The organism is Prevotella sp. E15-22 (assembly GCF_023204875.1).
GTDB lineage: Bacteria > Bacteroidota > Bacteroidia > Bacteroidales > Bacteroidaceae > Prevotella.
Window position 1 is genome coordinate 881,273 of sequence record NZ_CP096247.1, and the last position, 20,434, is coordinate 901,706.

Sequence of the window (20,434 nt, forward strand, 5' to 3'; positions counted from 1 at the left end):
AAAATCAGATGAGCCATAATGACCGAGGATCAATTGCAGACAAGAAAAATATTAGCCGGAGAGAAAAATCCATCGATGTTGCGCAGAAGTGACACGCACGACTATACAGGGAAATGCTTCTATCTGGTGACCATGACCGTTGAGGGCCGACGGCCTTTGCTCGGTGTTCTGACGGGTAGGGTAGAGGCCAGGCCTGGCGCTGCGGATGCTCCCGCTGTGGATCTGTCGCCCTTAGGGCAGGCGGTGAGCGAGGCCTGGGAGGCCATCAGTAGTCATTATCCCCAGGTGGCAGTCATTGCCCAGCAAGTGATGCCCGACCATTTTCATGGCATCCTCTTCTTTCGTGAGAGCACCGATGGCTTGCATCTGGGGCATGTCATCCGTGGCTTCAAAGCTGCCACCAACCGCGCCTATCGTGAGCTTTTTCCTTCCTCGTGTGCTGCCAGTATTGGTGTGCCTCGTCCTTCTTCGTGTGCTGCGACATTGTCGCAGCCAACCATCGAAGGACGAAAGGGCCCAGGCCTGCTGTGGAGCAAGGGCTACAACGATCGCATCCTTTATAATTATTATCAGCTGGACCGCTGGAAGGCCTACCTCCGTGATAACCCTCGGCGCCTTTTGGTGAAGCACCAGCATCCAGAGTTCTTTCGTGTGCAGCGCAATCTGCAGTATGCGGAGCTTTCTTTCTCGGCCATTGGTAATCGCTTCTTACTTGATTATCCTGTGAAACTGCAGGTGCAGTGTTCGCGACGCCTGACGCTCGAGGCTTTGGAACAGAAAAAGGCCGATTTGCTGTCGGCGGCAGCTCAGGGTGCTGTCCTTGTATCGCCTGCCATATCGCCTGGCGAGAAGGCCATCATGCGTGCAGCATTCGATGCTGGTTATCCCTTGATTATTCTTCAGGAGAATGGTTTTACAGATCTGGCGAAGCCCGGTGGTGCGCGCTTTGATGCTTGTGCCCGTGGCCAGTTGCTTTTATTAGCTCCGTGGGAACATCATAACGAGCGACTGGTCATTCGTCGCGATCAGTGTCTGCAGCTTAATGAGATGGCCAGGCGGATTTGTGAGTAAAAACAATCCGGGCTGCAATCATGTGATTGCAGCCCGGATTAGTGTTTTGTTTATGCTTAAAAGCTTATTCGGCATAGGTGATTGTCACGCCAGTGCAACGGAACTGAGTACCACCACTGTTGGTATCAAAGTCGTTCACCACCTTCAGCGTGCTGTTGTTCACATTGCTGAAGGTCACGTTCTTGTCGTCCTTGGTGGGAGTAATCTTGTTGCTGCCAGCCTGACCGTACATCTGTTCATTGCCCTTATAGGCAGTGCCCTGATATGTGTCGTAGGCAAATACCACCTTAGCAATCTTCTTGTTCTTGGCATTGATGGTCACAGAGTTGTGAGCATCAATGCGGATGATGCTAGTGTTAGCGTGATAGATGGGAGGGTTCTTACCGTCTTCCTGTGAGAAGGTGAGGGTTGTGCCATCGGTCAGTGTGATAGCGCTGCTCAGGTCAGTGAGACCTAAGTCACCATAAACCACAGTGATGCTTGCGCCATCTACGGTGCCACCACCGTCATTGCCACCACCATTGCCACCACCGTTACCGTTAGCGGTGCGCTTTACTAGGTAGTTGCCCTGAGCAATCTCAGGAACGATCTTGCTGTTCTTGGTATCCTCGTACTTCATCAGCTGACCGTAGACAACCACCTCATCACCAACCTGCAACTGGTCGGCAGAAGTGAAGTCAGAGTTGTCGAGGTTCTTGCCACGGAACACCTTGATCTCGTTGTTACCATCATCAGTGATGAGGTAGTCGATGTTCTTATACTGAGAGATCTTGTCGGCAGCAGTGATCACCTGCTTAACCTTACCCTTTACATACCAGAACTGCTCTGTGGTAGCACCCTTAGCCAGAGCGTCAACGGCTGCCAGAGCCTCGGCTACAGTCTTAGGATTGTCCTTTGTACCAACGGCATCGCCAGTGTTGCCACCACCATTACCACCAGCGGTGTACTTCACCAGGTAGTTGCCCTTGGCAATCTCAGGAGTCATTTTGTCGTTCTTCACGTACTTCTGGATGTGACCATAAACCACAACCTCATCACCCTGCTTCAGAGCGTCGATGCCAGAGAACTGAGTGTTGTCCAGACCATTACCAGCATAAACGGTGATGGTGTTGCTCTCAGTACCATCCTCAGAGATGAGGTAGTTCAGGTTCTTGTACTGGTCGAAGCTGGCCTGGTTGGTAGTAACCTTCACCACCTTACCCTTTACATACCAGAACTCAGTAGAGGTAGCACCATCCTCCATAGCGTTGATGGCAGCCAGAGCCTCAGTCACACTCTTAGGAGCGTCCTTAGAACCAACCTCGTCGGCGCTGGGCGTCTCGCCACCACCTTCACCCTTCTTAATAGAGTGAATTTTGCTTCCGTAGTTGAACTGTATACCTCCTTGGTGATTCTTAATTGTTCCAGAAACGAGTACAGTGTCACCTACAGACAGGTCTGCCAAAGAAGTAAACTTTGCTCCATCCAGTCCATATCCACCGTAGATATAGAATTGACCAGTTTTTCCATCTTTATCATCAGAAACATAGTAGTCGATTTCTCCATATTTTTCTTGGAAATTGGCAACGTTAGAGATGATACCTTTTACATAGACTTCCTTTGTGTCAGAAGAACCGGATGCTAATCCAAGGTTCGTAGCATATTCATTTATTCCAGATACATTGAAAGGTGCTGCTTCGGTTCCATCTCCCTCAGGATCAAGTGGAGTAACTTCTTCTTCTGGTTCAAATGAACTCCATGGATTGTTGTACGGCTCGGGCACATCCTCACACGAGGTGAAGGTAAATGCTGCGATGGCCAGTGCCATCATGCTAAAATATATCTTTTTCATAAGTCTTAAATTTTCTATTATTGTTGTTGTTTTACTTCACTTCCTCGATGTCGTCGAGAGAGCGGATGATGATTTCCCACTGGTCGCGATAGCGCTTCACCACACCCGTGATGTTCACTTTGCCAGTAGGCAACTTCACAGCGGCGAAGTCGGCATAGTTGCTGGTGTAGATCTGCACGCCACCAGTCTGACCGTCGGGCTGCTCCTTGAAGTACCATGAGGTAGAGTAGTTAGGATCCGAGAAAGAAGACTCGCCAGCAACGAAGGGCACGTTGTCCACATACTGCTTCGTGTCGCTGTTATAGTAGCCACCCTTCTTGAAGCTCACGTTCTTAATCACGCACAGCTTACCAGCATCCTTAGCGATGTCCCAAGTCGTCTTGGTGGTGCCGTCGGCAAATACCTCAGGCTTCAGAGGCATGCGGTTGCCAGTGAGTTTGAAGTGCTGCTGCCACAGCATGCGAGGCATGCGGCTCACGCTGGTGTCGCCAGAAGAGTTGGTGTAAGGTGTGCCGATGGTGGCGCTCTTACGATAGTTACCAATATAGAGTCCCTTCAGGTCAACCAGGATCTCAGTGCCCTCGGGCAGGTAGCCGAAGATACCACCCTGAGCGATGCCAATGAAGATGGCGCCCGTCTCGTCCTGAACAGAAATCTCGTTATACATGTTTCCCTGGATATCGTTAGCCGTAACGATGGCCTTGATCTGCATATCCTCGGTGATGAGCTTGTACTGACCCTCGTTGTCAATCTCGTTCTTGAACTTGGTCTTCAGCGCATCGATGGTCACCACGTTGGTGGCCTTGATCTCGTTGTTGCCATAGAGGGTAGCGTCTGTAGCCGGCTCGTCCCACTCCTGCGTGAAGAAGTTTGAGTTGCCGTCGGCACAGCTGGCAAAGATGCCGCATACAAGTGCTAATAATAAATAATGTATCTTTTTCATAACCTTTCTGTTTTGATGTTGATTAGAACTTGTAAGCGATGTTCAGCATACCGTTAATACCGTAAGCATAGTACTTGAACGGATTCTTCTGGAACTGATAAGCACGTACGTTGTCGCTGGCAGTATAGCTTGAGCGACTCTGCTCATAACCACCAGTCACGATGTTCCGGTTGTTCAGCAGGTTGGTGATCGAGAGGTTGAGGCTCAGAGAGCGACCCTTACTCAGATACAGGCTGCGGCCGATAGAGGCGTCGAGCATGAAGCCACCGTGACCCTTGGCCTGAGCCAGTGCACTCTCGAGCACGTTGCCATCATTGTCGTAAACGGGCTCGAAGTCCAGACGGTTACGCTTGTCCAGTGTTGACTGGTAGCGATAAGAGGGAGAGTACGACAGATAGATACGGTCGTACCAGTTGCCATTGAGGTCGATATACCAGCCACCCTTGTGATAGCTCAGGATGAAGCTCAGGGCGGTGAGTGGTGTGCCAGCCTCACGCATGTTCTTGTTGTAGCAAATCTCGGGTTTGCCGTCGTTAGCATCGTTGAAGGTACCCTTCGTAGAACTCATGTACCACACCTGGGCGTTGTTTGTGTTGCGAGCCTCGCTCACCGTACCCAGTGTCTTGATGCTGATAGCGTCGGTCACCTTGAAGTTCAAGCCCCACTCAATGCCGTAGTATTCCTTCGACTGGCCAGTCATAGAAACATACGAGAATGAGTTGATATCGTCGAAGTAGAAGTTCTGCCATTCAGTAGCATCCGTTACGATAGCGCCATAGACCATGATGTTAGCCTTGAGCCATGAGTTCTGCATCTGATAGCCAATCTCGGCCGAGTAGTTCTTCTCGTTCTTCAGGTCAACCACGAAGTCGTTGTTCATCTCGGGCGATACGAAAGCAGCCTGAGCCTGAGGAGCGCGAACGTCAACGCCAAAGCCGCCAGTCAGCACATGACCATGACCCAGGGTAACGGCAGCACCCATCTTACCACCTCCTTCGAGAAAGTGAGCAGTGCTGCTCTTGCCGTATGAATTGTTGAGGAACATACCATTCTTCATCTTACCGTCGCGCTGCATCTCAACACCACCAATGCGGCCACTGATAAAGGCGTGCGTGTTGCCCACGTTGGCAGCATAGGTAGCCCATGCGCTGGCTTTGTCAACCAGGATGTTGTAGTCGTAGCCAAAGCGATCACCTACACCCACGCTGGCATTGCGGTTGTTAGCATCATACTGCACGCGATCATCGCTGGCAGCATAAGTACCCAATGCATACGTGTTGATGTTATGGAAACTGTTGGCACCCATCAAGTCCTCCATGGTCTGATAGTGCATGCCCTTGTTGGTGGCCAACTGGATGCCCAGGTTCAGACGCTGGTCCTTGTTCAGGTCGAAGTTCAGGTTTGACGACAGCGCCAGGTTCAGGTTGTCGTTGTGCTTAGCCTGGATATAGTACATGGCATCAGCGCCCTGCAGATTAGCACCCTTGTTGGCCTGATACAGACGGTCGAAGTTAATCTGACGGTCAGCCTTGTAGCCACTCATGAAAGTCTTGGCGCGCAGCCAGTCGCTGGCACCCTGCTCAGTACGGTTGGCAGCATCCTGCTCAAACCAAACGTCGAAATAGCTGCTGGGCAGGTTCTTCCAGTAGTTAGGCTGAGGGTTGTCGCTGTTGTTATAGTTCAGCTTGGTGCTCTTATACATCGAGTAGCGACCAGTCAGTGTGGTCACCAACTTCATCTGGTCGTTAATCTTCCAGTCCCATGTAAACAGAGCCGTAGGCGCAAAGTCGTTCACTACGCGCGAGTTGCGGATGTGACCGTTCTGATAGCCCCAGTAAGGGTTGTAGTAGCGGTCGTTGGCCAGCCAGTACATCTCGTCGGTAGCAGCACCCTGTGAGGCACGCTCAGTGGGGTTACCCCAGGTCACCAGTGAGATGTGGTGCTGGTCGTTGATAAACTTCTCAGCGCCGAAGAAATAGCTCAGTGAGTTGTAGAACGTACCCTCCACGTAAGCCGTCTTAGGACTAGCCCAGCGATAGGTCACGTTGGCCGACAGCGCCCAACCATTCTCCATCACACCAGTGTTGTAGGTGTACATGCCGCGGAATGTGTAGTTGCGGTTGGCACCCGAGAGTGTGACGCGCTGTCCTGTGGCGAAGGCCGAAGGACGGAAGTTGTAGTTGTTCGATCCAGCCATGCCGCTCACGGCAAAGTTGTTGTCCTCAAAAGGCAATGCGTTTTCCACGCCACGTGTCTGCTGATTCAGACCACCCACGAGTGAATAGCGGAACTGTCCCGTCTCCATGTCGTTCATCTGAACACCGTTGATGTAGATGTCATTGTACTTTTGGTTAAAAGCACGGTAGCGGAAACGCATGGGACTGAACAGATAGCCCACCTGTGAGGCATAGGCGTTCGAGTTCGAGTTGATGATTGTCACGTTCTGCGACATATCATCATCATCGCCCAACTGTGCTTCCGTGAATGTGAAGGCCTGCTCCTCCTGCACCCCCAGAGAGTCCACCTCCTGGGCCATCATTGCAGGCGTGCAGCATAGTGCCATCACCACGAGTTTCAGTTTTTTATTCATAAAATTTAAGATTAATGTGTTACTGACCGCAAAGATACATTAAAAAAATGGAACGGCAAAGTAATTAATAAAAAAGTTTTGCAAGGCACAAAATATGTTGCGAAAAACGTAGGCGGTATCAGTTTTTTTTGTATCTTTGCAGCAGTTATAACTGCCTAATTATGAAAAAGACGTTTTTATTTCTCGCGGTGATGCTCCTCTGGGGTGTCAGTACCGCTTCTGCCGACGAGAAGAAGTTCTCGCTTTATGGCGTTGGTTTCTACAACTTGGAGAACCTGTTTGATACCTGTCATGACGAGGGTCACAACGACTATCAGTTCCTGCCCGACGGGCAGTATAAGTGGACAGGCCTGAAGTACACCCATAAGTTGCGCAATATGGCCCGAGTGCTGGCCGAGTTGGGCACCGATAAGTTGCCAGGCATTGGCTGTGCGCTGATTGGCGTGTCGGAGGTCGAGAATGCCAAGTGCATGGAAGACCTGGTGGCACAGGAGCCCCTGAAGGCCCGTGGCTATAAGTTCGTGCATGTCGAGGGTCCTGACTATCGTGGTGTCGATTGCGCCCTGATCTATAACCCCCGCCTGTTCAAGGTGAACAACGTGAAACTCGTGCCCTATGTCTATATCCTCGAGAAAGACAGCAAGCGCAACACCCGTGGCTTCCTCACCGTCAGTGGTACACTGGCTGGCGAGCATGTAGTGGTCATTGTCAACCACCTCCCTTCGCGTGGTGCCGAGTCATTCTATCGTGAGGAGGGCGGTCGCCAGTTGCGCATCGTCAAGGACTCGTTGGTCAAGGAAGATCCCAACGCCAAGATCATCGTCATGGGTGATATGAACGACGATCCTCAGGACAAGTCAATGGCAGTGTCACTGGGTGCACAGCGCAAGATGAAGGACGTTGAGAAGGGTGGCCTTTGGAACCCCTGGTGGGATGTGCTGGCCAACGGTGCAGGTACCCTGCAGTACGATGGCAAGTGGAACCTCTTCGACCAGATTATCCTGTCTCAGACCCTCCTCGATCAGAAGGGCAAGAAGGATTATCAGACCCTGAAATACTGGAACCATCAGATTTTCCGTCGCGACTATCTGTTCCAGAAGGAGGGTAAGTATAAAGGCAACACCCTGCGTACCCATGCCGGCGGCGTATGGCTCGATGGCTATAGCGACCACCTGCCCACTGTTGTTTATCTCATCAAGCAAGTAAAATAATGACCATCATAGGAATAGCAGGCGGAACAGGTTCTGGCAAGACCACCGTCGTGAAGAATATTGCCAAGGCTTTGCCCCCTCATTGTGTGGCAGTGGTGCCCATCGACTCATATTATAACGACACCACCAACATGACCCCCGAGGAGCGTAAGGCCATCAACTTCGACCATCCTGATGCCTTCGACTGGAAGTTGCTGACGGAGCATGTCAAGAAACTGAAGAGTGGCGAGGCCATCGAGCAGCCCACCTATTCGTATATCGAGAGCAACCGTCAGAAGGAGACCATCCACGTGGAGCCCAAGCCCGTCATCATCATCGAGGGCATCATGGCCCTGCACAGCAAAAAGTTGCGCGACATCATGGACCTGAAGATCTTCGTCGATACCGACAGCGATGTGCGACTCATCCGAAACATCCGTCGCGATGTGGTGGAGCGAGGCCGTACGGTAGAGATGGTGCTCGATCGTTACGAGAAGGTGCTCAAGCCCATGCACGAGCAGTTTATCGAGCCCACCAAGCAGTTTGCCGACCTGATTATCCCATCGGGAGGCGAGAACAAGACGGGTATTCATATCCTCAAGACCTATATCGAGGGCATCGTCACCGGGGTATGACCACACTCTATCTTGCTCGCCATGGCGAGACCTATGACAACGAGCGCCAGATCATGCAGGGGCAGACACCTGGCGAACTCAACGATAATGGCATCTGTCAGGCTGAAGAGCTGAGTCTTCAGTTGGCGGATGCCCCTTTTGATGCTGTGGTGGCCAGCGACCTGTGGCGTTCGGTGCAGACAGCACGTATTGTGGCCCAGCCTCACGCCCTGGAGGTAGTGACCACACCCTTGTTGCGCGAGCGCGACTGGGGCAGTTTCACAGGGCGTTTTATCCCCGATTTGAAGGACATCAAACCCTGGCCCGATGATATCGAGTCGCTGGAGGCCATGAAGGCTAGGGCAGGGCGCTTCCTTGATTTCATCCGTACTACCTATCCCAACCAGACGGTACTGGCAGTGGGCCATGGCATCATCAATAAAGCCATCCAGGCAGTGTTCTTCCATAAAGAGATGCACGAGATCGAGAAAATGAAAAATGCCGAGGTACGCGTCCTCGACATTTCTCTCTGAATTTTTCGTTGAATTTTTCGTTTTATTAATTCTCTATCTTCTGCCGCCACCACCACTTCTGGGGCTGCTTCCATTTCCTCTTACAGATCCACTAGTACTTCTGCTGAACGAACCACTGCTGCGGCTGGGGGCAGAATTACCTCGGCTGAACGAGCCAGTGCTGCGAGTTGATTCAGTACTTCTGCTGAACGAGCCAGTGCTGCGAGCAGGCTCTGCGCCTCGGCTGAATGAGCCATTGTTGCGGATATCTCGTCCACTGCCAATCTCACGACCATTACGATTGTCATGACGCTCAGTCACCTTGGTAGAGCTGCGTCCATGGTTGCCACGATAGTCACCGCGGTCCCAACTGTTACGCATGCCAGAGTGCTCCTCGCGTGTTCTGTGCGGACGGAAATGATCGTGACGACCCTCGTAATAGCTGCGGCCACCATTATGGCGCCAGCTGTGTCCACCACGATAGGTCAGGTAGAAGTGTGGACGACCAAAGTAGAAGTAGTCACGATGCGGATAGCGGGCATAGATGCCAAAGTGCCAAACACCAGCCTCCCAATAGAGTGGGCGGTAGAAGTAGGTAGCGGCTCGGAACAGATCCCACTGCCAGCTATAGAGGATATAGCTGATATCCAGGTTGCGACGCTCCCAGTAAGTACCAAACACATCGTTATAACTAGTGACGCCCATCAGATAATCCAGGTTGATCTCATAGGCAGCCTCATATTGTGCATCCGTCAGGTTCAACTCGTAGGCCATCTTGTCGGTCAGGAAGAGCGCCTCTCTGCGAGCCTGCTCGTATGACATGGCGTTGGCCGATACTGCTATCGTCAGCATGGCAACTAGGGTAAACAACATCTTCTTCATAGTCGTATTCTTTAGATGATTCTACATTCTGTTTCTTAATCTCTGCTGCAAAAGTAACGTAAAAAACAAAACATGCAAAAGGATTTTCCCTAAACCCACGGGGAAAATCCCTAAACCAAAAAAGGATGGCATCTCAAATGATCTTGAGATGCCATCCCGCATAAAGGTATTATCAGTTATAATTCTCGTTATTTATTTGTCGAGCGAGCTGTAGATCGAGTTGTTACTGCGATACTCAGGCACAATCTCCTTCATCTTGCCCACAGTCTTCATATCGTCAAACTGCTTACCAATCTCATAGAGCTCGTCAATGTCCTGGCATACCTCGTCGTAGTCATACTCACGTACGGTGGCAATGCGAATCTTCTCGTGGAACGAAGGCTTCGTAGTCTCCTTCTCGTTCAGCACCTCCTCATAGAGCTTCTCACCAGGACGTAAGCCCGTGAACTTAATCTCCACGTTGGTGGCACCCGACAGGGCAATCATGCGCTTGGCCAGGTCGGCAATCTTCACAGGCTGACCCATGTCAAACACGAAGATCTCACCACCATTACCCTTCGTACCAGCCTCCAGCACCAGCTTACAAGCCTCAGGAATCAGCATGAAGTAACGGATGATGTTCGGGTCGGTCACTGTGAGAGGACCACCCTTTTTGATCTGTTCCTTAAACAGGGGAATCACCGAACCGTTAGAGCCCAGCACATTGCCGAAGCGCGTGGTCACAAACTGCGTCACACCCTCAATCTTCTTGTCCTTGATAGCCTTGTCCAAGCTCTGCACATAAATCTCGCAGATACGTTTAGAGCATCCCATCACGTTGGTGGGGTTCACAGCCTTGTCCGTAGAGATCATCACGAACTTCTTCACCTGATACTTCACGGCCAGGTCGGCAATCACACGCGTGCCAATGATATTGTTGCGCACACTCTCCGAGGGGTTATCCTCCATCATGGGCACGTGCTTATAGGCAGCAGCATGGAACACATAATGCGGCTTGTAGCGCTTGAAGAGCGACTCCATATAGTCCTTCTCACAGATGTTAGCCACGATGGTGTGAGCCTTGATGTCGGGCCACTGGTTCTGCATCATCAGTCGGATATCATGCTGAGGCGTCTCAGCAGCATCCACCAGCACCAGTTCCGAGGGCTTATAGATGGCAATCTGGCGCACCATCTCACTACCAATACTACCGGCAGAGCCAGTAATCATGATGCATTTGCCTGTCAACTGTTCACCCACCGATTTCATGTCCACCTGAATCTCATCACGTGGCAGCAAGTCCTCAATACTGATCTCGCGCAGTTGTGGTGCCGACGATATAACATCGCCCGGGGCTTTCACCTCTTTCTCCTGTTGCGAGATATACAGACGGATACCAGCGTTAATCAGTTCCTCCTGGAAGTTCTGCTTCTGACGGAATGCGTTCATGCGCTGAGGCGACACGATGATAGCCTCAATCTTCTCCTTCTTCAGGATGTCAATCAGGTTCTCATCAACATAATACACCTTCTCACCCATCATGATATGCCCATCCATCTTCTTGTCGATGGTGGCGAAACCCTTCAGGTGGAAGCGCATAGGCTTCTCGCTGCGGATATGCTTACCAATGGCGATAGCGTCACTCAGCACACCAAAGATAAACGTGCGCTTAGCTCGCTGGTTGGCAAACAGCAGGTCGTGCAGACTCTTCACGGCAATACGCTCAATCCAGATGATGATGGTGGCCATCAGGAACGATGCAAAGATTTGTCTGCAGGTAATCATCTGCAGATCCACTACATCAAAATGTCTGAACAGCGTGTGTGTGGCCATTGACAGACCCCAGCCCACCATCATGGCAAATCCTGTGCGCTGCAGGTCGATGAACGACGAATAGCGCAGGATGCCCGAATAGGTTCTGAAGATTCTGAAGCCAATGTTATAGAAAACCATGTAGATAAGAGCATTGATGAACACCAGCTCCAGGTTTTGGAATGATCGCTCATCCCTATTATATAATAGGAACATAAAGGCAATAGAGCCGAACACAATAGCATTGTCGATAAGCAGGATACCCCAAATGGGCAGTGCTTTTCTGCTAAAGTACCAGTTCGCAATTTTTCCGATGTAACCCATATTCTATGTTTTCTATATGACAATCTACTCTCTAAAAATGGAGGATTAATCAATCTATGTTACCTAATCCGGCTGCAAAGGTAATCATTTCTTTTGAATAATCTTACAAGAATATCCAATTATTTTTACCATGTACCTAATATTTGTACAAACTCCATGTCTGGGTTCCCTTCGAGAGTATCAGGTTGTCATCGTCCAGGTTCTCTATTTTCAGACGGATATCCGTGAAAGGCTTGAGTTCGAAAGAGTCCTCCACAATACAAGTGTCCTTTGCCAGACTGTTGATAGAGGAACATTGGATAAACAGACTGTCACCCTGGTGCTGGAACTTCCCAAATACCTCACCTTTATGGATATAGCGGAACAGAACCACAGAGCCCGAGAAGCTTACATACTTCACGTCAGACCCACGCATACGCCATTGTCCCAGAAGGTCACCTGCTTCCCTGCCTTCCTGACACGAGAGAGATAAAAAGATAAATAAGAAAAAAAGTATATACTTATAGAATTTTTGCATGATAATTAATTTTAATGTTAAACGTAGAGCAATCACCATAGATGTTGCCCTTGTCGAAGCCAAAGGCACCCGAGAACTGCCACGGGCCCATGGTGTAGATGCCTTGCAGCATCATGTCAAACGAGTGGTGTTTGTCGGCAAGTGGCAAACTGTAAGTACCCCATCCCTCGCGATACGAGCCCTTGGCCAGATAGCTCAGTCGGTCGGTGATTTCACCACTGATACCCATGTGCCAAGCCTTCACACGGTTGTCGCTAAAAGCCGTAAAGCCATCCTTGTTATATATAGGAGAGGTGATTAGGGCAATACCAGGCGTCATGCCATAGTGCGAATAACTGTCATAGCGCGTGTGGTTGTAATACTCATCAGCACCCACCACCACATCTTTTATCTGACTGCGGATAGGCTCAGGATAGTCACCACCGTCAAAGTGCAGCGGTCCACATTGGTTGGTAGTCTGGAAATACTCCACCACAGCCTTTCTCACATATTGCACCCCAGCAGTTCTGTTGTCGTATTGCAAGCCCCAGGTACCATCACACCCATTACTCTTGCGCATGCCCGAGCCATCCTCAAAGGGGTCGTCCAGATAGATTTGCAGTAAGTGGTTCTTGTTGATGTTCCATCCCAATTGTACGGTCATCTCCCCCAAGTGGTTACCAAATATCCAGTCCTCATGCGCATCATCCTGATAATAGTTCTTGTCGCCCAGCGGCAGGATCACATCCAGGAAAGCCTTCAAACTCGTATCCTTGTTTTTCGTCCTCAGGTTGTTCTTCTCGTCGTGATACATAATTGTGCCTCCAAACTGCACCACATGTTCAATGCCACCCACAAAGAAGAAACGCTTATTGGGGTTCGTTCTGAAATAGAAATGTTTCTGGTGATATAGGATATCCGATGCATATCCCCTGTTGATGTCAGGCTGTTCATAGTATCTGGTCTTTCGATAGTCGCCATCCAAGAATTTACCATAGCCACCGTCGAAGTTCACCTCCAACCAACCATTGGTGAAAGGCACTGTCCAGTAGCCATTTGTACCTATGTGAATCTGAGGAATCGGTTTGGCGTTCGTGCCCTTGGCAAACGAGCCAATCGACAGGTCCTCATCACGAATCACAGGCTTCAGCTCACGCGCACCAGCCTCCAGGAAGAAGTCCTTCCACGACAGGTTCGCGTAGCACTGCTGCAGATACGCCTTATGGTCAGCATGCACCGAACCAATCACATCCACAGCACCCGAGAGCGTCCAGTCCTTGTTTATCTGATGCTCAATGGTGATGGCACCACGCGTATAACCCGTGTTGGCCCTGGTGCCTAGCACATGGTGACGGTTGGTCACCAATTGATAGGCCGTATAGTCACCAGTACCCATTGCTACCTCTGTTGTCAGGTCATACGAGATGTGCGTCTTGGTTGAGTCCTGTGCGTGTAATGTCATGGCGCACAGCACACAGGCAATAGTCAAGGAAATAGGCTTGTTATTCATAGACTCACATTTATATTTTCTTTCCAAAAGCAATCTTGGTGAACGTCTTGAAGATGATGCTCAGGTCCAGTTCCCACGACTGGTGTTCCATGTAATACAGGTCCAGTTCCAGTCTTCTCAGCATCTTCTCCATCGTGTCGGTATAGCCATTATAGAGTGTGGCATACGACGTGATGCCTGGGCGCATCTGATAGAGTTCCACATAGCGCGGGTCATGCTCCATAATCTGGTCGATGAAGTATTTGCGTTCTGGGCGATAGCCAATAAACGACATGTCGCCTATCAACACGTTCCACAATTGTGGCAACTCGTCCAGGTGATGTGATCTCAGGAACTTTCCAAACTTTGTCAGACGCTGGTCGTTCGGCTCAGCCAACTGCGGAATACCATCCAACTCGTTGTTCACAATCATCGTGCGGAACTTATAGATATAAAACGGTTTCCCGTTCTTGCCAATACGTTCCTGCTTAAAGATAACAGGTCCCTCGCAACTCAGTTTGATACCCAGGAAAATAATCAGATATAAGGGCGAGAAGATTAAAAGCCCTATGATAGAGAATGTAATGTCGAACAAACGTTTTGCCATGGTTACTGCTGACATGAAATATAAACCTTTTGTCCCTTACTCTCAATCACTTTGTTGATTCCGAAGTTCACCAAGATCCAGACGACGATGTTTGTGAACACAATATAGCCCATTCTCACGTTGAAGATATGCCATAGCGTCAGGTTCATCAGGATGAAGCACAGCGTGAGTGCCAGGATGAATATCAGCGCACAATGCTGTCCCAGTCCTGTCCTCATCAGCTTATGGTGAATATGGTTCTTGTCGGCCTTGAACACGTGCGCCTTATGCTTTAGTCTCACCAGCGACACACGTACCACATCGAATGAAGGCACGATGAGCAACGTGTAGGCCAGCATCATCGACTCCAGGTTGAAGTGCTTCACGTGAGGGTTATCCATCGAAAACTTCACGAACAGGAAGCCCAGGATGAAGCCCAGCGTCAAACTGCCCGAATCGCCCATGAAAATCTTTCTGTTCTTCTCCTGACTGCCAAAGATGTTGTAATACAAGAAAGGCACCAGGATGCCAATCAGTCCTGCAATTAGAATACTATAAACGATGATGCCCTCGTTCAGGAAACAAATCATAAAGCCCGTCAGCGCCACCAACGAAACCCCAGCCGACAGACCATCAATACCATCAATCAGGTTAACGGCATTACAGATGAACACGATGATAAACACCGTGAGCACACTGCCCACACCGGCAGAAATCTCATGAATCCCCATGAACCCATAAAGGTTGTTGATGTATAAGCCCGAGAGCGGCAGCACCGCTGCAGCAATTACCTGTATCGAGAACTTCGTTCTGGCCCCCAGTCCCACAACATCGTCAACGATGCCAACACCATAGATCAGCAGCAGACTGAAGAAGAATGCCACCGACCAAAGGCTGAAGGTCACCTGCTGATCATTTCCCTCGTGATTATAAACAACGATAGCAACGATGGTTGCTAGAAGCATACTCGGCATAAAACTGATACCTCCCAGTCGGGGAACAGCACTTTTATGAATCTTTCTGCTGTTGGGTAAATCATATAAGCCTTTCTGCTTACAGAAGTTTAAAGTCAACGGGATGAATGCTAATCCGCAGAGCGCACTGGCAAAGAATGCAATGAGAAGATAGAGGGTATAATTTTCAATCATAAAGTTTCGTTTACTATATAACCGAAAAAACGCTCATATATTGCATTCTCAGACTAAAAAAAACGATTATTTTTTTGCTATTAATTGCGCGTAAATCTCCATGTGCTTTTTCACCACTTGGACAACTGAGAATTCCTCCTCAGCTTTTTTCCTGCCTTGCAGTCCCATTTCCTTTCTCAGCTGCGGGTTGTTGATGAGCGTGATGAGCTTGTCAGCCAGCGACTTAGCATCTTTCGGCATAATCAGAAAGCCATTCTTGCCATCATCCACTGTGTCCTTACAACCAATCGATAATGTCGTCACGATGGGTCTGCCAATGGCACAAGCCTCGATGAGCGAGCGCGGCACACCCTCCCTGTAATAACTGGGCAAAACCACGATATGCGAGGCCATCAGCAGTTCCATGATGTCATTGCGATGACCCAGCCACTGGATATAACTGCCATCACACCATTGTCTCAGTTCCTCCTCCTGAATACCCTCAGGGTTGTTCGACAAACAGCCACAGAGCAGGAACTGCACCTTTCCCTCCATCTCGCTGCGCAGCATCTCGGCAGCCTCAATGAGTGTGCAGATACCTTTCTCCTTCACCATGCGAGCCGTCAGGATAACCTTGATGGGTTGCGTATCCGGTTCAGGCGTATACACAAACTTTGTCAGATCCACGCCAGAGCCTTTGATGAATTCACACTGCTCGTCCTTGGCAATGCCATGCTTTACGAACAGTTCACGGTCCTCACTGTTCTGGAAAATCTGTTTCACGTTTTCTCTGTTACTTGAAAAGCGCATCACCATCATCACACACCTTGTCATCAGTCCAAAGTGCTCGCCCGAAAACAACACCCCCAGTCCACTCACAGCATTCACCACTCCCTTGATGCGTGTCAGTCGAGCAGCCAGTCCACCCCAGAGGATGTTTTTAATACCCACATGATGCACAATGTCCGGGCGATCCTTCCTGTATAAATTCAGTAAGAAACGGAATGTCTTCAGTTCCTCAAAGATATTACTGCCAGTAGGGTTGATGGGCAGTTCAATCATGGGAAGTCCCAAGTCCAGCACCTCCTGTTTCCTGCCAGTGTCCTTACAGATAATGCACACCTCATACCCGTTCTTTACGGCCTCGATGGCAATGTCCTTGCGGTGCGATAAGAAGAAGCGATCCTCGTTCACCACCATATAAAGTTTCGTAGGACTCTGCACCATCTTCATCCAAAACGTCTTATTACCCTCAAACGAATAGTGCTGGTCGTAATGAGCCTTCGCTTTCTCACACCTTTTTATATAACTGTCCCAGTCCTTTGCTAGGTCCATGATAGCCTCCTTCCATGAGAAGGTTGTGTTGCCTTCCTGAATAAGATGGCCCACCTCCTTGGTCACCACCTCCTTGTTGAATCCAACCTGCGAGGCCACAACGGGCATGCTGGCAGAAAGATATTGAATCAACTTAAAAGCCCCTTTACCTCGGGTGAAGGGCGTGTCAGGTAGTGGCATCAATCCGATGTGAGCTTCACCCAACTCCTCCTTAGCCTTCTCCCTGTCCCATGGAATGTTCACAATCTCCAGGTCTTCCGATACCATCTCCAGCGGTTTGTTGCACACCACATGCAGACAGAGCCTCTTGCCCCATTCCTTCCGGATGGCGCGAGCAGTCACCTCCAAATCACTGATGATAGCACTCAGATACGCCAATCCATTGGCAGTGGCCACCCAAACCAACCTGATTTCTTGCTCAAACAAAGCCTTTCTGCGTGCCAGGATCATGGCAGCATCAAGTGTCAGCATATCCCCATCCGTGGTAGGGAGCAGTGTCACCTTCTCCTGATAGCATGGCTCAACCAATGACATCAAAAAGCTGTTCGTCACCACAATCTTATGACTCGTTCGTGCCATGAAGTTGAAGTCAGCCTTCGAGATGGTCCTTGTCTCGAGCATGTTATCGTCAAAGTCCCATATCAGTTGGTTCCTCCTGCTTAGTATTTTGATGAGGCAACGATGCAACAAAGGCAAGTGATGAGGCACCACCACCTTCGATATAATCACCGTTCCCCCATGGAGTGTCATCACATCGTGAAACAAAGAAACCAGTGTTCTCACCACATAGAAGAGATACAGGAACACCTTCATCAAAAGCTTTCCCTTTTTGCTCCTACTGTGCCACCATGTATAGACACCATTGGGCAGAGCCGAGTGCAGTCTGGCACCACTGCCTAGGAAATATTGCGTCAACCTGTAGTAGCTTGACGGTGTGAGGTGAGCGTTCTGAAGGTATATGGATACTTGTTTCATGCTTTATACTTTTCCGATGAGAATTCTAATCATTAAGAAAAACTGATCTGTGGCCCGGGTCATCCTGATACCTTTGGGTGCGTGAGGCAGTCCCAAGAGCCACGAGAGTCTGAGCCACCAATGCTGTCTGTAGGTTGCCACAAACGAGATGAGCTTTCTGTCGTCCACAGAGAGCAGTGTGTCGTAGGCCTTCAATAGTTCCTGAGCCTCAATCTCCCTGAAGTGTTGCGTCTTGAGTGTCTTGAACGACTTCATCTTACTGTGAAGACGCTGGATGAACGTTGATTTCGCTCCGATTTCGTTATTCCGGTGCTGTCTGTACAGTATGTATGGCTGCGGGTCATAGATAATCTTTCCCAGAAACATACACGAGTGAAACAGCCACAGGTCGTGCAGGTGCAATCGCTGGACGTCATACGATGTAGCCACCTGCAGTAACGCCCTGTTGAACACCATGGTGCATCCTGTGGCAAAGCTCTCAACCAGTGATTTCGCCTTATTCGTCGTCTCAGGCAGTCCCTGGCGTTTCAGTCCCAGCGTGTGCAACTCTGCATCCGTGTATGTCAGGTTCGAACAGTACAGACAAGGTCCCTCCTCCTGAGCCTGTTCCAGTTGCGCTACAGCCCTGCTCACTTTGTCTTCCAGCCAATAATCATCCTGATCGCAGAAAGCAAAGTAAGCATAGTCCTCCAGATGTGCCTTCGCATATTGCAGCAAGAGCCAGAAACTCCTGGCACACCCCACGTTATCACCTTCAATCACCGTGATGCGCCCAGATTTCTGTTCATAGTCATGTAAGATACTCCGTGTTGCGTCGGTAGAGCAGTCATCTCGCACAACAATATCCAAGGCCTGATATGACTGACCGAGCAGACTGTCCAGCTGTTCAGCAATATATCTCTCTCCCTGATACGACGACAAGAGAACCAATACACGTTTAATGTCTTTTTCCTGCATATGCATTAATAGCGCCCCAGTTTGATGCGCTTTTTATATTTCAGTTTAAATTTGATATATTTGATGATGGAGCCATACCCCAGTGATGCCAGCATTGCATAGTAGTTGCGGTTACTCCTGATTACCTTGGTTAGATGTCTCAAACGGTAAGTCCAGTTCACGGCCTTTGCTTCCGTATCACCCGAACCCAGACAGTTGTTCCCATGTTGCCTATACAGCACCAGTTTCTGGTTGATTCCATGAATCAGTCCCCCCTCCTTCAGAGTGCATAAACAAACCCAGCAGTCGTGCATAATAGCCTTTTTCGCGTCATATCTGCAGCAAAGCTTTGCCTGCTTGTTAAACAGCATTGTACTGCCTGTGACATTGGCTGTGTGGCCTCCAAAATCATCAAAGGTCCTGAGGTACTGCGGATAGACACCCGTATGTAGCCACATCGACTCATACGTCATCTTCAGATGCTCGTCAACGATGCACAAGTCCGAGAACACCACAATGCCCTTCCCCTGCAGAGAGGCCTCTAATGCTTGCATCTCTTTCAGCGAAATTTCCACCTTTTCAGATACCCATACATCATCCTGGTCGCAAAACATATAATAGGGTGCATCCACCCGTTCCATCATGCTGAGGAAGTTGCGGCAGGCGCCCCCCTGAGACGCATAGTCCAGCAAAGAAATCTGCTGGGGGAAACGGCCGGCATAGTCCTTGAGGATATCCATGGTTGCATCTGTTGACCCATCATCATGGACATACAAGTGCCAGTCATGACACGTCTGCACCATGATCGAGTCCAGTTGCTCCCTGAGAAACCTTTCCCCGTTATAGGTAGCCATCAAGATGGCAATCGTTTGCTCCTTCATATCCTTCAGATGGGCGTTCTTAGTCCCTCAATCGTTCCTTTAATCAGCATCTTGATGCGGTTCCATTTATCCTCCTCGTCCAGGACGATGAGAACTAGTCGGCGCAAGTAATAGCGCTTGATGATCATCCATTTCTCCTGAAAGGTCAGCCAGTCGTGATGCTTCCTGAGGCAAATCATATGACTTCGAGCCATCGAGTAGGTGCGTTGTGCGTTGTGGTTACTCGTCTTCAGGTGCAAATGTTTCGAGAACGTAGGTGCCCCAATCGTATGACTAAGTATGGCGTCCGCCAGTTTCACAATGCGATAACCCTTCTTCTGAATTCTGATGGCCATATCGTGGTCCAGCGCATCCAGAGGCATCAGCTCGTCAGCCCCTCCAATGTCCTGAAGAACCTTGATGGGAATCACCGTGCCCGAGTTGATGAACAGACGAAGCACCTCCACTGGTTCAGCAGGTTTCGGTTGACCGGCAAAATAAGGCGTAAACACCCATTCGTGTCCCATGCGCCAGTGTTCCTCAATCATTTTTTTGTAGTCAGCAAAGTTCTGCCACTCACTGTCCTGGTCCATAATCAGCAGCATGTCGAATCCATTCTCCTGTGCATGGTGCCAGGCAAAGTTCACTGCTGATGCAATGCATCTGTTCTCTCCATTTCCCTGCCAAACAATTCTGTCAGCATCATCAGTCAGGATTGCCATCACCTGTTCCTTCACCTTGTCCTTCAGGGGCGAGTTGTCCCAGATGATGAGCTGGTCCAAGTACTCCAGATAACGTTTGATGTTATCCGTAGCCACCTGTATATTCGGATGATAGAGCGTTACAAGTCCCAGAAACTTCATATTCTTCATGTTGGCCTCT

17 protein-coding genes are annotated in these 20,434 nt (G+C 49.7%); 4 read left to right on the forward strand and 13 right to left on the reverse strand.

Annotated features, from left to right (window positions below; all coding sequences use genetic code 11):
• The first annotated feature begins 75 nt into the window (after positions 1-75).
• Complete coding sequence (locus M1D30_RS03310; protein WP_248506250.1) at positions 76-1,071, forward strand: transposase; 996 nt, start codon at positions 76-78, stop codon at positions 1,069-1,071.
• A gap of 64 nt (positions 1,072-1,135) precedes the next feature.
• Here M1D30_RS03310 and M1D30_RS03315 read toward each other — a convergent pair whose 3' ends face one another.
• The 3 genes from M1D30_RS03315 to M1D30_RS03325 are packed head-to-tail and all read right to left on the reverse strand — an operon-like array spanning position 1,136 to position 6,435.
• Positions 1,136-2,902 (reverse strand): hypothetical protein, encoded by a 1,767-nt coding sequence (locus tag M1D30_RS03315; RefSeq protein ID WP_248506252.1) that lies wholly within the window; start codon positions 2,900-2,902, stop codon positions 1,136-1,138.
• 31 nt (positions 2,903-2,933) lie between these two features.
• Positions 2,934-3,845 (reverse strand): DUF5689 domain-containing protein, encoded by a 912-nt coding sequence (locus tag M1D30_RS03320; protein WP_248506253.1) that lies wholly within the window; start codon positions 3,843-3,845, stop codon positions 2,934-2,936.
• 22 nt (positions 3,846-3,867) lie between these two features.
• Complete coding sequence (locus M1D30_RS03325) at positions 3,868-6,435, reverse strand: TonB-dependent receptor (RefSeq protein WP_248506255.1); 2,568 nt, start codon at positions 6,433-6,435, stop codon at positions 3,868-3,870.
• 161 nt (positions 6,436-6,596) lie between these two features.
• On the opposite strand from M1D30_RS03325, the gene M1D30_RS03330 reads away from it, so the two are divergent.
• From M1D30_RS03330 to M1D30_RS03340, 3 genes are read left to right on the forward strand one after another with little or no spacing between them, the layout of a single operon-like run.
• A complete protein-coding gene (locus M1D30_RS03330) occupies positions 6,597-7,646 on the forward strand; it encodes an endonuclease/exonuclease/phosphatase family protein (RefSeq protein WP_248506257.1) in 1,050 nt (349 codons plus the stop codon).
• Entirely contained in the window at positions 7,646-8,260 is a 615-nt protein-coding gene (udk, locus tag M1D30_RS03335; protein ID WP_248506266.1) for a uridine kinase, read from the forward strand. Before M1D30_RS03330 ends, udk begins: the two co-directional genes overlap by 1 nt.
• Entirely contained in the window at positions 8,257-8,772 is a 516-nt protein-coding gene (locus M1D30_RS03340; RefSeq protein ID WP_248506269.1) for a histidine phosphatase family protein, read from the forward strand. Before udk ends, M1D30_RS03340 begins: the two co-directional genes overlap by 4 nt.
• A gap of 33 nt (positions 8,773-8,805) precedes the next feature.
• On the opposite strand, the gene M1D30_RS03345 is transcribed toward M1D30_RS03340, so the two are convergent.
• The 10 genes from M1D30_RS03345 to M1D30_RS03390 all read right to left on the reverse strand — a co-directional run bounded on the left by M1D30_RS03345 (position 8,806) and on the right by M1D30_RS03390 (position 20,424).
• Entirely contained in the window at positions 8,806-9,633 is an 828-nt protein-coding gene (locus M1D30_RS03345; protein ID WP_248506271.1) for a hypothetical protein, read from the reverse strand.
• Positions 9,634-9,825: 192 nt separating this feature from the next.
• On the reverse strand, positions 9,826-11,748 hold the full coding sequence (locus M1D30_RS03350; RefSeq protein WP_248506273.1) for a nucleoside-diphosphate sugar epimerase/dehydratase: 1,923 nt from the start codon (positions 11,746-11,748) through the stop codon (positions 9,826-9,828).
• A 136-nt stretch (positions 11,749-11,884) separates the two neighbouring features.
• Positions 11,885-12,265, reverse strand: coding sequence for a hypothetical protein (locus tag M1D30_RS03355; RefSeq protein ID WP_248506275.1), 381 nt, complete (start codon positions 12,263-12,265; stop codon positions 11,885-11,887).
• Positions 12,249-13,754 (reverse strand): capsule assembly Wzi family protein, encoded by a 1,506-nt coding sequence (locus tag M1D30_RS03360; protein ID WP_248506277.1) that lies wholly within the window; start codon positions 13,752-13,754, stop codon positions 12,249-12,251. Before M1D30_RS03360 ends, M1D30_RS03355 begins: the two co-directional genes overlap by 17 nt.
• A gap of 10 nt (positions 13,755-13,764) precedes the next feature.
• Positions 13,765-14,355, reverse strand: a complete 591-nt coding sequence (locus tag M1D30_RS03365) for a sugar transferase (protein WP_248506279.1) — start codon at positions 14,353-14,355, stop codon at positions 13,765-13,767.
• Positions 14,343-15,464 (reverse strand): glycosyltransferase family 4 protein, encoded by a 1,122-nt coding sequence (locus tag M1D30_RS03370; RefSeq protein WP_371874185.1) that lies wholly within the window; start codon positions 15,462-15,464, stop codon positions 14,343-14,345. The genes M1D30_RS03365 and M1D30_RS03370 overlap by 13 nt, the downstream gene beginning before the upstream one ends.
• 69 nt (positions 15,465-15,533) lie before the next feature.
• On the reverse strand, positions 15,534-17,756 hold the full coding sequence (locus M1D30_RS03375; RefSeq protein ID WP_248506283.1) for a glycosyltransferase: 2,223 nt from the start codon (positions 17,754-17,756) through the stop codon (positions 15,534-15,536).
• 3 nt (positions 17,757-17,759) lie between these two features.
• On the reverse strand, positions 17,760-18,713 hold the full coding sequence (locus M1D30_RS03380) for a glycosyltransferase family 2 protein (protein WP_248506285.1): 954 nt from the start codon (positions 18,711-18,713) through the stop codon (positions 17,760-17,762).
• Positions 18,714-18,718: 5 nt separating this feature from the next.
• Positions 18,719-19,573, reverse strand: coding sequence for a glycosyltransferase (locus tag M1D30_RS03385; RefSeq protein WP_248506287.1), 855 nt, complete (start codon positions 19,571-19,573; stop codon positions 18,719-18,721).
• Positions 19,574-19,578: 5 nt separating this feature from the next.
• Positions 19,579-20,424: a hypothetical protein gene (locus tag M1D30_RS03390; protein WP_248506289.1), complete on the reverse strand. Its 846-nt coding sequence runs from the start codon at positions 20,422-20,424 to the stop codon at positions 19,579-19,581.
• Positions 20,425-20,434: the final 10 nt, after the last annotated feature.